Source organism: Staphylococcus devriesei, assembly GCF_002902625.1.
Taxonomy (GTDB): Bacteria; Bacillota; Bacilli; order Staphylococcales; family Staphylococcaceae; genus Staphylococcus; species Staphylococcus devriesei.
The window spans coordinates 1-15,653 of sequence record NZ_PPRG01000059.1 but is presented as its reverse complement, the minus strand read 5'-3'; the positions used below and the strand labels follow the sequence as shown (position 1 = coordinate 15,653).

Genomic DNA, 15,653 nt, shown 5'->3' with positions numbered 1-15,653 from the left:
TTTTATTAATAAAAATATAAATTTTTTATTCCAATTTTAGCGTCTAAAGAATTTAACGGCCCCTGAAATTGCTGCGAGAGCCCCTAAACCGATTACACTAGTTAGACCAACTTTTTTAAGCGTTTCTGTAGATACAAATTCCTGATACGCTAACGCTAAGTTTTGAGGGCGTTCAGCAAGTCGGCGCATGAAGTAACCAAACCAGTCATTACCATATGGTACATATACTGTGAAATGATCACCTTGATGTGCAATTTCTTCTGCTAATTCACTTCGGAAACCATATAACATTTGGAATTCAAAGGCATCTTTTTCAATATTATTATCTTTAACAAATTGTTTAACATGGTTAATGATTTTATCGTCGTGTGTAGCGATTGAAGTAAAATTCTTCGCGTTTAGAAGACGTTTTTCGATGATTTTTATGTAATTAGCATCGATTTCTTCTTTAGTTTGATAGGCAATGCTCTCGTCTTCTTTATAAGCTCCTTTTACCAAACGTAAACGTAATTCAGGATATCTATCAATTAAATCTAGTCCGTCATATAAATAGGCTTGAATTACTGTGCCCACATTTCTGAATTCACCTTTTAAGCGATCTAATACTTTAATAATTTGTTGTAAGCTGTCATATTTTTCTGTATCAATATTAATATGCATTTTATCAAATTCATCAGCTTTTAATAAAATTTCTCTTAAGTTTTGATAAGCTAATTCAGTATCAAATTCTCCACCTAATGAACTTAATTTAACTGACATATGCGCGTCTACATTATAGTCTTTAATGGCTTGCATAACTTCAAGAATTTCATTTTTAGCTTGAGTTGCTAATGCTTCAGTACCTACAAATTCTCCAAGATTATCTACTGTTACTTCAATATTTTTATCATTAAGATACTCAATTGTATCAATTAATTGTTCGATTGTGTTACCCGCTACTACCTTATTTGCGCCCATTCTTGGGCCTAATTTACGAGCAGTTTCATTTAAATAACTACTGTTAGATAAGGCAATAAAAAAGTTTCTAAAAAGTGACATATTAAATTCCTCCATCTTCCCCAAAATCTTTTATTTATTAATTAGTTTATCATGAAAAAGCGCTATAAGAAAGCGTTTTCATTAGTATATACCCTACAAAAAAGGTAGAATCACATTTTAATTTCAAAATCTCTAATTTTAAAAACGTAAATTCATCTTAATCGTACATACGCTTGAGTGCCAATTAGATGTAATTATTTGATATAATACTTGTGTTGAAATATAAGTGAGAAGGGATTAATAATCATGTGGAAGTGGGAAACAGAACACGACGCTAAAGGCGTGGTAGTTATATTACACAATATTTTAGAGCATACGGGGCGATATGCTTATGTTATTACAATGTTAAGACGTAATGGTTACCATGTTATCATGGGTGATTTGCCAGGGCAGGGACAAACTTCTCGTGCCAGCAAGGGTCAACTTAAAAATTTCGAAATTTATCATGAAAAGCTTATCGAATGGGTAAGTGTTGCTAATGAATATAAAATTCCAACTTTCGTTATGGGAATAGGTTTAGGCGGTTTAATCGTGTTAAATATGCTCGAAAAGGCAGAATTACCAATTGAAGGCATGATGTTAATTTCTCCAATGCTTGAATTAAAGAGAAATAATAAAACACGAAAAAACATGTTTATTTCAAATATAGGCAAGGGTAATAAAGATGCACGATTTAAATTAGGTATTAATTATAGTGATTTAACTCGTAACCCAGAAGTCATTGAAGAAACAGAACAAGATGGCTTAATGCTTAAAAAGGTGACTTATAAATGGTATAACATTGTTATTGAAACGATGAAAGACACATCACAGCATATTAAAGATATCAAACCTATGCCAACATTACTGATGTATGGTACTGAAGATAAATTATTAGACGTCAGAGCAATCGATAATTTAAAAACTCAATTAGCAACGTCGGAGTTATATTTTAAAGCATGGTCTGGTTTATATCATGAAGTTCATAATGAACCTGAACGTGATCAAGTTATGCGCTATGTGCTAACATTCCTCAATAATAGTGTTAATACTATGGGATTTATCGTTAAAGAAGATGAAATTGAAGATATATTATAAACTTTAAAAATGTAGTGTACTCATATTTTAAAATCATACAGTTTGGAACATACATTCATGTTCTAAACTGTTTTATTTTTTCCACTACATTATAACTGAAATGCCACATTGTTTTACCTTAATACATATATGTATATTTAAACTTTTAAATGAATTAAAATATCGAGCAAATCATGAAAGTTGAATGTAAATTGTGATATTGGTATATTCTAAATATAAAAAATTATAAATTTATTTAGTTCTATTTAATTATAATTAAATAGAATGGGTAAATGATTAATATATTATGGGTGATTGATTATTTAAACAGGTGTCTAAATCATAAGGGAGGGGTCAACATTGAGTAATCAAGCTAAAGAAAGCGTCACTATGATATTACAATTAGAAGAATTGTGTAAAGAAATCAACTCTATTTTCAAAATCATTTATGAAACATATGATTTAACTAAGGAAGAAGTACTTATCTTACTTACATTATGGGACAAAGGGGCTATGACATTAAAAGAAATGGATAGCTATGTTAGCATTAAGTCCTACAAACGTACTAGTACATACAATAATTTAGTTCACGCAGGGTGGATAAATAAAGAACGCCCACTTGATGACGAACGCACAGTAATTATTCATTTTAATGAAGAAAAAGCTCAATTTAAAACTGAATTACTAGAATTTATTTCTGAAATGATTAAGAAAAAATACGAATCATTAGAGAATAGCTTAAATTCTTTAATGGGTGCATAAATGCTTGCTAAACTAATTATATAATTAAAGCTCTGATTTAATTTTTGAAATTAAATCAGAGCTTGTTTAATAGGTGATGAGTTACTTCGTGGAGGAATAAAGTCCGAATATAAATGTTAGTCGATGGCCTCAACGTTTCTCAATCGCACAAATAAAAGGAGCATGATTTACTTGATTAATAAATTGATATTTTAAGATATGCGCTTTATTTTGATCAAACTGTTCTAAATAATTAAGAATTGCGTCACGTTCAATTTGACCTTCTTCATGACCATGATAAATGACTAAGACGATAATACCTTCTACACTAAGCACATTAAAAATACCTTCAATTGCTTTAATAGTAGTTTCAGGACGAGTAACGATTGATTTATCACCTTTAGGTAAATAACCAAGATTAAAAATAGCCGCATCGACCATGCCACTTTTAGTGACATCTATGTGGTCAATTATATTTTCATGACCATCTTGAACTAATGTGACATTATTATAGTTTTTAACTTTTTCGGCGGTATTATGAATAGCGCTTTCTTGAATATCAAAGCCATATACGTGCCCGCTTGGTACGTGTTGGGCTAAAAACAGAGTGTCGTTTCCATTGCCACACGTTGCATCAATAACAATACTATCTTCCTGAATGTGGCTAGTTATTAATGTTTTTGAAAATGGAAGAATACGTTCTAATTTCATGATTTAATCTTTGACTCCGCTTTATAAAACTTACCTTGATATGAGTCTCTACGTGCTAGTTCATTATCAATTTCATTTAAAACTTCCCATTTATTGACACTCCACATTGGACCAACCATTAAGTCTATTGGACCGTCGCCGGTAATACGATGAATAATCATTTCAGGTGGCAAAATTTCAAGTTGGTCACAAACTAAGTTGGTATAATCATCTTGAGACATAAACTCAAGCATACCTTTTTCATATTGTTTGACCATAGGCGTCCCTTTTAATAGGTGAAGCAAATGAATTTTAATACCTTGAACGTCCATTTGAGCTACTTCTTGAGCAGTTTCCATCATCATTTTATAATCTTCGCCAGGTAATCCATTAATAATGTGTGTACATACGTTAATGTTATGCTTTCTTAATTTAGCTACACCTTCGTAATATGTTTGCATATCATGTGCCCGGTTAATTAAATCAGAAGTCTTTTGATGAACTGTTTGTAATCCTAGTTCTACCCATAAATACGTACGTTCATTTAACTCCGCTAAGTATTCTACTACATCGTCAGGTAAACAATCTGGACGTGTTGCGATAGATAATCCTACAACGCCTTCTTCTTTTAAGACGGGTTCATATTTTTCTTTTAATACTTCAACTGGTGCATGTGTGTTAGTAAATGCTTGGAAATATGCGATATATTTACCTTCGCTCCATTTTTCATGCATTCGGTCTTTAATTTGTTGGAATTGCACTTCGATAGGGTCTGCTCTATTGCCGGCAAAGTCACCACTTCCGGCTGCAGAACAAAATGTACAGCCACCATGTGCTACAGTACCATCTCGGTTGGGGCAATCAAACCCTCCGTCGAGCGCAACTTTAAATATTTTTTGATTAAATTTATTCTTCAAATGGTAGTTCCATGTATGATATCGTTTGTTTTCAAAGGCATACGGGAAATAATTACCCATAAAACATTTTCCTTTCTATCTAACTTAGTTCTAAATAAAGATTTTAACATACTTTAATGTTATAGTGTTTATTGTACTTCGATAAATATATAAAGAGGGGACTGTAAATATGAATATACCTAGATCAGTATGGTGGCTAGTTATTGGCATGGCACTAAATATAACTGGCTCTAGCTTTTTATGGCCTTTAAACACAATATATATGAAAGAAGAACTTGATAAAAGCCTGACAATCGCTGGTATCGTTCTTATGATAAATTCATTTGGAATGGTAGTCGGAAATTTACTAGGTGGAACGTTGTTCGATAAATTAGGTGGTTATCGAACAATTATGATAGGCACCGTTACATGTTTAATTAGTACTACATTGTTAAACTTCTTCCATGGTTGGCCATGGTATGCAGTATGGTTAGTATTATTAGGCTTTGGTGGCGGAATGATAGTTCCCGCAATTTATGCGATGGCTGGTGCCGTTTGGCCAAACGGGGGGAGAACAACATTTAATGCTATATATTTAGCACAAAATATAGGCGTGGCTGCTGGTGCTGCTTTAGGTGGCTTTGTAGCTGAATTTAGTTTCAACTATATTTTTCTTGCTAACTTAATAATGTACGTATTATTTGGCATAGTAGCTACTACGCAATTTAACTTAGAGTATCACGCTAAAGTGAAATCACCAGATAGCATTGATATTCATGGTAAAGAAAATAAAAAGCGTTTTGTAGCACTTCTTTTATTGTGTGTAATGTTTAGTATTTGTTGGGTAGCTTATATCCAGTGGGAAAGTTCAATAGCATCATTTACTCAAGAAATTAACATTTCAATGTCTCAGTATAGTGTATTATGGACGGTTAACGGTATTATGATATTAGTTGCACAACCATTAATTAGACCAATTATTACACTATTAAAAGGTAACTTGAAATCTCAAATGATAGTCGGAATTTTTATATTTATGCTATCTTTTCTAATTACTAGTTTTGCTGAACAATTTTCAGTGTTTTTAATCGGTATGATTATTCTTACATTTGGTGAAATGTTCATCTGGCCAGCAGTGCCGTCAATTGCAAATTATTTAGCTCCAGATGGTAAGCAAGGTCAATATCAAGGCGTAGTCAACTCCGCTTCTACAGTAGGTAAAGCTTTTGGTCCACTTGTGGGTGGTATCTTAGTTGATGCGTTTAATATGAGTGCAATGTTCATTGGAATGATAGTATTGCTATTTGTAGGTTTATTCTTTGTATTAATTTTTGATCGTGGTCTTTCAAAAGGTAAAAATAGACAAAATTCTTAGCACGCGAGTAAAAGTTAGTTTAACCACTTGCATTTAAGGCACGAATCTCATAATATTAAAATGTATTGGAGTAGTAGCTTAAATACTTTTCGAAAGAGAGCTAGTGGTGGTGTAAACTAGTGTTAAGAATTAAGTGAACTTACCGTTAAATAATTTAATTTTAAACATCTCTTACTATTATAAAGTGCACATCTTGATGTGAAATAGGGTGGTACCGCGGCTTTAAGTCGTCCCTACACAAATTGTAATAGTTTGAGGTGTTTTTATATTTTAGGAGGAAAATGCTTTGGGTTACAATCACAATGAAATTGAGAAAAAGTGGCAAGCTTATTGGGCTGACAACAAAACATTTAAAGCCAATGATAATTTAGGTCAAAAGAAATTCTATGCACTAGATATGTTTCCATATCCCTCAGGTGCAGGATTACATGTAGGACATCCAGAAGGTTATACAGCTACAGATATTGTTTCACGTTATAAACGTATGCAAGGTTATAACGTTTTACACCCAATGGGATGGGACGCATTTGGTTTACCAGCCGAGCAATACGCGTTAGATACTGGTAATGATCCAAGAGAATTTACTAAACAAAATGTACAAACATTTAAACGTCAAATTCAAGAATTAGGTTTCAGTTATGACTGGGATAGAGAAGTGAATACTACTGATCCTGAATACTATAAATGGACACAATGGATTTTCATTCAATTATATAATAAAGGGTTAGCTTACGTAGATGAAGTAGCAGTAAATTGGTGTCCAGCTTTAGGTACAGTATTATCTAATGAAGAAGTCGTAGATGGCGTGTCTGAACGTGGTGGGCATCCAGTATATAGAAGACCAATGAAACAATGGGTACTTAAAATTACTGAATACGCTGATAGACTAATTGAAGATTTAGAAGAACTAGATTGGCCTGACTCAATCAAAGATATGCAATATAACTGGATTGGTCGTTCTGAAGGTGCGCGCGTGTCGTTTGAAGTAGAAGGATACGAAGAAACTATAGATGTCTTCACAACACGCCCTGATACAATTTATGGAACAACATTTTTAGTATTAAGCCCAGAGCATGCGTTAGTCAATAAAGTTACAGCAGATGAAAAACAAGAAGAAATTAAAAAATATCAAGAAGAAGCTTCAAAAAAATCTGATTTAGAACGTACTGACTTAGCTAAAGATAAATCAGGTGTCTTCACAGGTGCTTATGCTATTAATCCTTTATCTGGAGAGAAATTGCCAATTTGGATTGCAGATTATGTATTATCTAGCTATGGTACAGGAGCAGTAATGGCCGTTCCTGGACATGACGAGCGCGACCATGAATTTGCTACTAAGTTTAAATTGCCTATTGTTGAAGTGATTGAAGGTGGCGACGTTGCCAAAGAAGCTTATACTGGTGCAGGTGCGCATATTAATTCTGGAGAACTTAATGGTTTAGATAATGAGCAAGCAATTGCTAAAGCGATTGAGTTATTAGAAGCTAAAAATGCTGGTGAGAAGAAAGTTAACTATAAATTAAGAGACTGGTTATTTAGTAGACAACGTTATTGGGGCGAACCAATTCCAGTTATTCACTGGGAAGATGGTACTATGACAACAGTACCAGAAGAAGAACTCCCATTATTACTACCTGAAACAGATGAAATTAAACCTTCAGGTACTGGGGAATCACCACTAGCAAATATCGATGACTTTGTAAATGTAGTTGATGAAAAGACAGGCATGAAAGGACGTCGTGAAACAAATACTATGCCACAATGGGCAGGAAGCTGTTGGTATTACTTAAGATATATTGACCCACATAACGACAAAATGCTGGCAGATCCTGAAAAATTAAAACATTGGTTACCAGTTGATTTATATATTGGCGGGGTAGAACATGCTGTACTTCACTTATTATATGCAAGATTCTGGCATAAAGTGTTATATGATTTAGGCGTAGTACCAACGAAAGAGCCTTTCCAAAAATTATTCAACCAAGGGATGATTCTTGGTGAAGGAAATGAAAAAATGAGTAAATCTAAAGGTAACGTAGTCAACCCTGATGATATCGTAGCATCACACGGCGCTGATACGTTGCGTCTTTATGAAATGTTTATGGGACCATTAGATGCTTCTATTGCATGGAGTGAAAATGGCTTAGATGGCTCTAGACGTTTCTTAGATCGTGTATGGAGACTACTTATTAACGAAGATGGTACATTATCTAGTAAAGTTAATGATACTAACGACAAATCTCTTGATAAAGTCTATAATCAGACAGTTAAAAAAGTAACGGAAGATTTTGAAACGCTTAACTTTAATACAGCTATCAGCCAATTAATGGTCTTCATTAATGAATGTTATAAAGTGGATAGTATTTATAAACCTTATGTTGAAGGTTTTGTGAAAATGTTAGCACCGATTGCACCCCACATTGGTGAGGAACTATGGAATCGTCTTGGGAATAATGACACAATCACTTACCAACCATGGCCAACATACGATGAATCATTATTAGTTGATTCAGAAGTAGAAATTGTAGTCCAAGTGAACGGAAAAGTGAGAGCTAAATTACAAATTCCTAAAGATTTATCTAAAGAAGAAATGCAAGATTTAGCATTAGAAGATGAAAATGTTAAACTATCTATTGAAGGTAAAGAAATTAAAAAAGTAATTGCGGTACCTCAAAAATTAGTTAATATTGTTGCTAAATAATTATTAAAGGAGTTTTATATATGGAAAGTATTTCAATAGATCAATTAAAAGGAAAATTGCTAGGGTCTAATCCTGTGAATGTAATTGATGTGAGAACAGACGAAGAAACTGCATTAGGTATTATTCCTGGCGCGAAAACAATTCCAATGAATGAAATTCCTGATAACTTAAATCAGTTTAATAAAAATGAAACTTATTATATTATCTGCGCAGCTGGTGTACGTAGTGCTAAAGTTGTGAATTATTTAGAAGGACAAGAAATTAATGCTGTTAACGTAGATGGCGGCATGAATGCATGGGGTTCTGAAGGAACTGAAATAGAAAGTATTTAATAGATTCTTTTATTAGATGATATAGCATTTAAAATAATAGCTCGACGATGACTTCAAATGTAAGAAAACATCGTCGAGCTATTTATATTTATCATTCAATTTTAAAAGTATTTTTAAAATCAAGAACTTAATCTTCTGGTTTGAATTTACCCGCTTCATTTCCAGATACATTTCCAGTCACTAGGGCGCTAGTGATATTATAGCCACCAGTATAACCATGAATATCAAGTACTTCACCACATAAAAATAAACCGGCTTGTTTCTTAGACATCATTGTTTTTGGCCATAGTTCTTTGAGAGACACACCCCCACCTGTTACAAATGCTTTTTCAATAGGGAGGGTGCCATTGACGGTAAACGTAAAGCCTTTTAAATTATCAATTAAGCTAATGAATTGTTGATTAGAAAGATGGTGATATGTGGTATCATTATCAATTCCTGATTGCTCAAGCATAAAGAGTAAATATCGTTCTTCTAGCAAGCCCCTTAAACTATTTTTTAAATATTTATCGGGTTCATCTTTTAATAATGTTAAGATTTTTTCTTCTAATTGAGTGCGCTTTAAATCTGGGAAGACATCTAATTGCATCTTTATATCTTGTTTCTTTTGATTTTTTTGTTCTTTATATATGAATTGACTACAACGTAAAGCGGCAGGACCACTTATACCAAAGTGTGTAAAAATCATATCCATTTGATGACTTATACGTTTTTTACCATTTTTCTTTAATACAGATAACTCAACGTCTCTTAGACTTAACCCTTTAAGTTGTCTAGATTTAATAAAAGGTTCACTAGAAGTAATAGGTACTTCAGTTGGGAAAAGTTCTGTAATAGAATGACCAAATTGTTCAGCAAAGACATAGCCATCACCCGTTGAGCCAGTTTGAGGAACGCTTGTACCACCCGTAGCAATAACTAATGACGTGGATTCAAAAGTTTCACTTTGAGTGCGAACTATAAAATGACCATTTTCTGATATAGCGACATTCTTAACAACAGTTTCTTCTCTAATTTCAACATTATTTGACTTAATAGTATTTACTAATGCATCAACCACATCTTGAGCCTTATTGGACATAGGGAACATACGTCCATGATCTTCTTCTTTAAGCTTTACCCCACGTGATTCGAAAAATTCAATTATTGATTCATTATCAAAAACTGAAAAAGGGCTATATAAAAATTTGCCATTGCCGGGAATATTCTCAATAATCTCTGCATACGGTAGACGGTTAGTAACATTACATCTACCACCGCCTGAGATTTTAAGTTTACGGCCTAAACCTTTTTTCTTTTCTAATAAAAGAACTTTATCACTATGCTCACTCGCTGCGAATGCGGCCATTAATCCACTTGGCCCTCCGCCAATTATTATCGTTTGATACATTGCACGACCTCCGTTAGCAATTCATATTCATTGTTCGTATTTGGTATTAATTTGAATTCTAAATAAAATTAGTTATAATTTAAGATTGGTTCTGTTAATTAAATTATAAATGTATATTCGATATAATGTTAGTTAATAATTTTAATGAAAGTGTTAAAGATAGGGGAAACAATAAGTATTTTGTGATATATTTTATATTAATGCAAGCCGTTAGAATGTGCAGACTGTAAATTAATTATATCGATTATTAAAAAGGTAGGAAGATTAAATATGAGTGAAAATAAGGAAATGGTACGTGGCACCTTTCTGATAACATTGAGTATTTTAATTACAAAAGTATTAGGCGTACTATTTGTAATACCATTCTATGCAATTATGGGCGCCAATGCTGAGGAAAAATTAGCTCCATTTAACTATGCATATGTTCCTTACAATATTGCTATTGCTGTTGCGACTGCTGGTATTCCATTAGCAGCTTCTAAATTTGTAGCTAAATATAATGCTTTAGGAGCATATAAAGTGGGGCAAAAGCTCTATAGATCAAGTTTTATCATTATGAGTATATCAGGGATTATAGGATTTTTAATTTTATTTGTGCTTGCACCTGATATAGCAAGAATTACCTTAGGTCAAAAAGAAGGCGTAGGGGGATGGACTATCCCAGATATTACATGGATTATTAGAATTATAAGTATAGTTGTAGTTTTCATACCACTACTAGCTACGTGGAGAGGTGTCTTCCAAGGTTATGAATCTATGGGTCCGACAGCGGTATCTGAAGTAACAGAACAACTTGCAAGAATTATATTTATTTTAATTGGCAGTTACTTAGTTATTAATGTATTCCATGGTTCTTATTTAAGCGCAAATGGTGTAGCAACGTTTGCTGCTGCGATAGGTGCAATCGCCGGGTTGCTTACACTTTGGTACTATTGGAAGAAACGTAAACCTCATATAGATAAGATGGTTGAATCAGACCATACAGGTTTGGAAGTTTCATATACTAAAATGTATAAAGAAATTATTTCATATAGTATTCCTTTCGTTATTGTTAGTTTGAATTTTCCACTATTCAACTTAGTGGACCAATTTACACATAATAATGCGCTTGATGCCGTTGGATTCCATGCCAATAAAGACTATTTCTTTACTATTTTAAATTTTACAACCAATAAAATAGTGATGATACCGACATCATTAGCAGCTGGTTTTGCGGTAAGTTTAATTCCATTTATCACAAAAACATTTGCCGAAGGACGTTTAACAGAGATGCATCGTCAAATTCAAACTTCGATTGGTGTATTGATGTACATAACCGTGCCAGCGAGTTTAGGAATAATGGCGTTAGCTTCACCATTATACACAGTCTTTTACCAATATAATCCAGATGGTAATAAGATCTTATTTTACTATGCACCAGTCGCTATTTTAATATCGTTATTGAGTGTTACAGCTTCAATGTTACAAGGTATTAATAAACAGAAATTAACTGTATTTATTATTCTTGGAGCAGTAGTAGTGAAATTGATTTTAAATATTCCTTTAATCATGTTGTTCCACACACCAGGCGCTGTATTAAGTACAGCCACTGCCTTATTAGTAGCAAATGTTGCAAATTTAATGGTTTTAAAAGTTCATGCAAAATATCATTTTACAGATACATTGGTTCAAGTGGCTAAGATATTTATCTATAGTTTAATTATGATGATTAGCGTTGAAGTAATATATCTAATCTTAAGTTTATTTATTCCGGTAGAACGTAAATTTGGCGCATTAATTATTTTAATTGTAGGAGTTATTGTAGGCGGCTTGATTTACGGCACAATCACTATTAAGAATCGTTTAGCAGACGAATTTTTAGGCGACTTACCTGGTAAAATTCGTCGTAAAGTTGGGTTTTTACGATGAGATTAGATAAATTTCTGGCTAATATGGGAGTAGGGACGCGTACTGATGTTAAACAAATTTTAAAAAAAGGTAGCGTAACTGTTAATGATAAAGTAGAAAAATCACCGAAAACTCAAATTAATCCAGATATTGATATTATCTTTGTAAATGGTGAGAAAATTGCGTATATCAACAATATTTATGTAATGTTAAATAAGCCTAAAGGATACATTTCTGCCACTCATGATAATTCAGTCCAAACTGTTATCGATTTGATTCCGGAATATCAACACTTGGATATATTTCCAGTTGGACGATTAGATAAAGATACAGAAGGTTTACTTTTAATAACCAATGATGGTCAATTTAATCACGATTTGATGAGTCCATCTAAACACGTTTCAAAAACATATGAAGTTGTGTCATCGACTCCAATAACCAATGAGGATATACTTGCTTTTAAAAATGGTCTAGAACTATCAGATGGGCCGATTAAACCAGCAGAATTAGTTAAAGTTAACGACAACGTATCACATGTAACAATCTTTGAAGGTAAATACCATCAAGTAAAAAGGATGTTTCATGTTATCGAAAATGAGGTATTAGAATTAAAACGTCTTAAAATCGCTAATTTAGCGTTAGATGAAAATCTTCAATTGGGTGAGTATAGATCGCTCACTGATGAAGAATTAAAACTATTACAGCAATAATAAAGGAGAAGGTGTTAACTATGGCTAAAAGTACAGGTTTATTAAGAATTGTTGCTGGAGTTGGAGCAGCAGCTGCAGCTGTCGTGTTATCTCGTAAAGAAAGCAGAGATAAATTGAAAGAACAATATAATAAATATAAAGAAGATCCAGAAGGTTATAAAGAAAATGCTAAAGGTTTAGCAAATCAAATCGGTTCAAAAGCGAATGAAACTATTCAAGAGGTAAGAAATAATCCTCAAGAATATGCTAACCGTTTAAAAAATGATCCTAAATCATTTATTGAACAAGAAAAATCAAAATTTACTGATTTAAATTCTAATCCTAATAAAACAGATGATTTAGAAGAAGGTAAATTTGATGATGAAGGTGGTACAACTGTTAATAATAATTTAAGAGTTGTTTCTGAAGAAGATTTAAAAAATAATAAAAATGCATTAGAAGATAAAGATTAAATATTATTATAGCGAAGATGTTTTTGAGTGGGGACATAGTGTTCTCACTCTTTTTTTTATAAAAACTAATAAATATTCTGACATCTTACTGTAATTTATCGTCATAGTTATGTAAAATAAAGTGTAAATCTATTGAAAAGGAAGTTGATCTCGAATGTGGAAAGAAAAAGTTCAAGAATATGAAAGTCAGATTATTGATGACTTAAAAGGTCTACTTTCAATTGAGAGTGTTAGAGATGATTCACAAGCCACTAGCGAAACGCCAGTTGGCCCAGGTCCCCGTGAAGCACTTGATTATATGTATAAAATTGCAGAGAGAGACGGTTTTTCTACACACGACGTAGACCATATAGCAGGAAGAATTGAAGCGGGTAATGGCGATGATGTTTTAGGCATATTATGCCACGTGGATGTGGTGCCAGCTGGAGACGGTTGGGATTCAGATCCATTCAAACCAGTCGTTACTGATGATGCTATCGTTGCTAGAGGAACACTTGACGATAAAGGTCCAACAATTGCAGCATATTACGCTGTTAAGATTTTGAATGACATGAATGTAGATTGGAAAAAACGAATTCACATCATTATAGGTACAGATGAAGAATCTGATTGGAAATGCACAGAAAGATACTTCCAAACTGAAGAAATGCCAACATTAGGTTTTGCGCCTGATGCAGAATTCCCAGCAATTCACGGTGAAAAAGGTATTACGACATTCGATTTAGTCCAAACGTCTACATTTGAAGATTCTAATGAACCAGATGATGAATTATTATCATTCGAATCAGGTCAACGCTATAACATGGTGCCTGATCATGCCAAAGCACGTGTGCTTGTAAAAGAAAATATGACCGATGTAGTCCAACACTTTGAACAATTTTTAGATGAACGTAAATTACAAGGTGAAGGCGTCGTTGATAGTGGCGAATTAGTATTAACAGTTGAAGGTAAAGCCGTACACGGTATGGACCCATCATTAGGTGTTAATGCCGGCTTATACTTATTAGAGTTCTTATCAACATTAAATCTAAATCAAACTGCCAAATCATTTGTCGAATTCAGTAATCGCTATCTACATGAATCTCATTTTGGTGAGAAAATGGGAATGAAATTCCATACTGATATTATGGGAGATGTGACTACCAACGTAGGCGTCATCACTTATGACAATAAAAATGGGGGCAAATTCGGAATCAACTTGCGTTATCCTCAAGGCTTTGAATTTGAAGAAGCCATTGAACGTTTTACTAAAGAGATTAAAGAGCAAGGTTTCGATATTGAATTAGGTAAGGTTCAACAACCTCATTACGTTGATAAAAATGATCCATTTGTGCAAACGCTAGTAGACGTTTATAGAAATCAAACAGGAGATATGTCGGAACCTTATACAATCGGGGGTGGCACTTATGCCAGAAATCTTGATAAAGGTGTAGCATTCGGAGCGATGTTCCCAGATTCTGAAGATTTAATGCATCAAAAGAATGAATATATTACTAAAAAACAATTATTCAATGCAACAAGTATCTATTTAGAAGCAATTTATGCGCTATGTGTGGAGGGTTAAACTATGACGAAAGTATTTATTAACGGTGAATTTATTAATCAAGAAGACGCTAAAGTATCATACGAAGACCGAGGCTATGTGTTTGGCGACGGCATTTACGAATATATTAGAGCCTATGATGGTAAGTTATTTACAGTTACCGAGCACTTCGAACGTTTTGTTAGAAGTGCAGGAGAACTCCAAATAGACCTAGATTATACGGTAGAAGAATTAATCGATATCGTAAGACAACTCTTAAAAGTAAATGAAATTAAAAGCGGTGGCGTTTATATTCAGGCTACACGTGGGGTTGCGCCAAGAGAACATAGCTTCCCAACTCCAGAAGTGAAACCTGTATTAATGGCTTTTGCGAAAAGTTATGATCGACCATATGAAGATTTGAAAAATGGTATTAACGCTGTAACTGTCGAAGATATTAGATGGTTACGCTGTGATATTAAAAGCTTAAACCTTTTAGGTAACGTACTTGCTAAAGAATATGCCGTAAAATATAATGCCAGTGAAGCAATTCAACATAGAGGAGAAACGGTTACTGAAGGTGCTTCAAGCAATGTATATGCAATTAAAGATGGCAAAATTTACACTCATCCCGTTAATAATTGCATTTTAAATGGTATAACTCGTAAAGTGATTAAATGGATTTCTGAAGACTACGACCTTCCATTTATCGAAGAAACATTTAATGTTGAATTTTTGAAAAAGGCAGACGAAATTATCATATCTAGTACCTCAGCAGAAGTAATGCCTGTGGTTAAATTAGATGGAGAAACTGTTGGCGATGGTAATATAGGTCCTGTGACTCGCAAATTGCAAGAAGGATT

The 15,653-nt window shown here is 33.4% G+C and carries 14 protein-coding genes and 1 other annotated feature; of the genes, 10 read left to right on the top strand and 4 right to left on the bottom strand.

Going from position 1 to position 15,653, the window contains the following annotated elements; genetic code table 11:
- Positions 1 to 36 precede the first annotated feature (36 nt).
- Positions 37 to 1,038 carry a proline dehydrogenase family protein gene (locus CD147_RS09365; protein ID WP_103167132.1) on the bottom strand — a complete coding sequence of 334 codons (1,002 nt, stop codon included), beginning with the start codon at positions 1,036 to 1,038 and terminating at the stop codon, positions 37 to 39.
- A gap of 246 nt (positions 1,039 to 1,284) precedes the next feature.
- Between CD147_RS09365 and CD147_RS09360 the strand changes: the two genes are divergently transcribed.
- The gene (locus CD147_RS09360) at positions 1,285 to 2,115 is read left to right on the top strand and encodes an alpha/beta fold hydrolase (RefSeq protein WP_103167131.1); all 831 of its coding nucleotides are present in this window, start codon (positions 1,285 to 1,287) and stop codon (positions 2,113 to 2,115) included.
- Positions 2,116 to 2,454: 339 nt separating this feature from the next.
- Positions 2,455 to 2,856, top strand: coding sequence for a transcriptional regulator, SarA/Rot family (locus tag CD147_RS09355; protein ID WP_103167130.1), 402 nt, complete (start codon positions 2,455 to 2,457; stop codon positions 2,854 to 2,856).
- A 129-nt stretch (positions 2,857 to 2,985) separates the two neighbouring features.
- Here the strand turns inward: CD147_RS09355 and mnmM are convergent, their stop codons facing one another.
- Positions 2,986 to 3,546: a tRNA 5-(aminomethyl)-2-thiouridylate-methyltransferase MnmM gene (gene mnmM, locus CD147_RS09350; RefSeq protein ID WP_103167129.1), complete on the bottom strand. Its 561-nt coding sequence runs from the start codon at positions 3,544 to 3,546 to the stop codon at positions 2,986 to 2,988.
- Positions 3,543 to 4,502: a tRNA modification radical SAM protein MnmL/YtqA gene (mnmL, locus tag CD147_RS09345; RefSeq protein ID WP_103167128.1), complete on the bottom strand. Its 960-nt coding sequence runs from the start codon at positions 4,500 to 4,502 to the stop codon at positions 3,543 to 3,545. Before mnmL ends, mnmM begins: the two co-directional genes overlap by 4 nt.
- 109 nt (positions 4,503 to 4,611) lie before the next feature.
- On the opposite strand from mnmL, the gene CD147_RS09340 reads away from it, so the two are divergent.
- From CD147_RS09340 to CD147_RS09330, 3 genes are all read left to right on the top strand, one after another.
- Positions 4,612 to 5,796 carry an MDR family MFS transporter gene (locus tag CD147_RS09340; protein WP_103167127.1) on the top strand — a complete coding sequence of 395 codons (1,185 nt, stop codon included), beginning with the start codon at positions 4,612 to 4,614 and terminating at the stop codon, positions 5,794 to 5,796.
- Between the two features lie 54 nt (positions 5,797 to 5,850).
- Positions 5,851 to 6,034: a binding site (T-box leader), on the top strand.
- A 48-nt stretch (positions 6,035 to 6,082) separates the two neighbouring features.
- A complete protein-coding gene (leuS, locus tag CD147_RS09335) occupies positions 6,083 to 8,497 on the top strand; it encodes a leucine--tRNA ligase (RefSeq protein ID WP_103167126.1) in 2,415 nt (804 codons plus the stop codon).
- Between the two features lie 20 nt (positions 8,498 to 8,517).
- Positions 8,518 to 8,829: a rhodanese-like domain-containing protein gene (locus tag CD147_RS09330; RefSeq protein ID WP_103167125.1), complete on the top strand. Its 312-nt coding sequence runs from the start codon at positions 8,518 to 8,520 to the stop codon at positions 8,827 to 8,829.
- 127 nt (positions 8,830 to 8,956) lie between these two features.
- Here CD147_RS09330 and CD147_RS09325 read toward each other — a convergent pair whose 3' ends face one another.
- Positions 8,957 to 10,219 (bottom strand): BaiN/RdsA family NAD(P)/FAD-dependent oxidoreductase, encoded by a 1,263-nt coding sequence (locus CD147_RS09325; RefSeq protein WP_103167124.1) that lies wholly within the window; start codon positions 10,217 to 10,219, stop codon positions 8,957 to 8,959.
- A 270-nt stretch (positions 10,220 to 10,489) separates the two neighbouring features.
- Here CD147_RS09325 and CD147_RS09320 point away from each other — a divergent pair, with 270 nt between their 5' ends.
- From CD147_RS09320 to dat, 5 genes are all read left to right on the top strand, one after another.
- Positions 10,490 to 12,127 (top strand): putative polysaccharide biosynthesis protein, encoded by a 1,638-nt coding sequence (locus CD147_RS09320; RefSeq protein WP_103167123.1) that lies wholly within the window; start codon positions 10,490 to 10,492, stop codon positions 12,125 to 12,127.
- Positions 12,124 to 12,816: a pseudouridine synthase gene (locus tag CD147_RS09315; RefSeq protein ID WP_103167122.1), complete on the top strand. Its 693-nt coding sequence runs from the start codon at positions 12,124 to 12,126 to the stop codon at positions 12,814 to 12,816. Before CD147_RS09320 ends, CD147_RS09315 begins: the two co-directional genes overlap by 4 nt.
- Before the next feature lie 20 nt (positions 12,817 to 12,836).
- Positions 12,837 to 13,268 carry a YtxH domain-containing protein gene (locus CD147_RS09310; protein WP_103167121.1) on the top strand — a complete coding sequence of 144 codons (432 nt, stop codon included), beginning with the start codon at positions 12,837 to 12,839 and terminating at the stop codon, positions 13,266 to 13,268.
- Positions 13,269 to 13,422: 154 nt separating this feature from the next.
- The gene (locus CD147_RS09305) at positions 13,423 to 14,832 is read left to right on the top strand and encodes a Cys-Gly-3M3SH dipeptidase (protein WP_103167120.1); all 1,410 of its coding nucleotides are present in this window, start codon (positions 13,423 to 13,425) and stop codon (positions 14,830 to 14,832) included.
- 3 nt (positions 14,833 to 14,835) lie between these two features.
- Positions 14,836 to 15,653, top strand: an 818-nt coding sequence (dat, locus tag CD147_RS09300) for a D-amino-acid transaminase (protein WP_103167119.1), incomplete at its 3' end; no start/stop codon positions are given.

What these genes read in the sequence shown, in the direction of transcription:
- CD147_RS09365 (WP_103167132.1), bottom strand. Translation starts at nt 1,038, where the DNA reads ATGTCACTTTTTAGAAACTTTTTTATTGCCTTATCTAACAGTAGTTAT.
- CD147_RS09360 (WP_103167131.1), top strand. Translation starts at nt 1,285, where the DNA reads ATGTGGAAGTGGGAAACAGAACACGACGCTAAAGGCGTGGTAGTTATA.
- mnmM (WP_103167129.1), bottom strand. Translation starts at nt 3,546, where the DNA reads ATGAAATTAGAACGTATTCTTCCATTTTCAAAAACATTAATAACTAGC.
- mnmL (WP_103167128.1), bottom strand. Translation starts at nt 4,502, where the DNA reads ATGGGTAATTATTTCCCGTATGCCTTTGAAAACAAACGATATCATACA.
- CD147_RS09340 (WP_103167127.1), top strand. Translation starts at nt 4,612, where the DNA reads ATGAATATACCTAGATCAGTATGGTGGCTAGTTATTGGCATGGCACTA.
- CD147_RS09330 (WP_103167125.1), top strand. Translation starts at nt 8,518, where the DNA reads ATGGAAAGTATTTCAATAGATCAATTAAAAGGAAAATTGCTAGGGTCT.
- CD147_RS09325 (WP_103167124.1), bottom strand. Translation starts at nt 10,219, where the DNA reads ATGTATCAAACGATAATAATTGGCGGAGGGCCAAGTGGATTAATGGCC.
- CD147_RS09320 (WP_103167123.1), top strand. Translation starts at nt 10,490, where the DNA reads ATGAGTGAAAATAAGGAAATGGTACGTGGCACCTTTCTGATAACATTG.
- CD147_RS09315 (WP_103167122.1), top strand. Translation starts at nt 12,124, where the DNA reads ATGAGATTAGATAAATTTCTGGCTAATATGGGAGTAGGGACGCGTACT.
- CD147_RS09310 (WP_103167121.1), top strand. Translation starts at nt 12,837, where the DNA reads ATGGCTAAAAGTACAGGTTTATTAAGAATTGTTGCTGGAGTTGGAGCA.
- CD147_RS09305 (WP_103167120.1), top strand. Translation starts at nt 13,423, where the DNA reads ATGTGGAAAGAAAAAGTTCAAGAATATGAAAGTCAGATTATTGATGAC.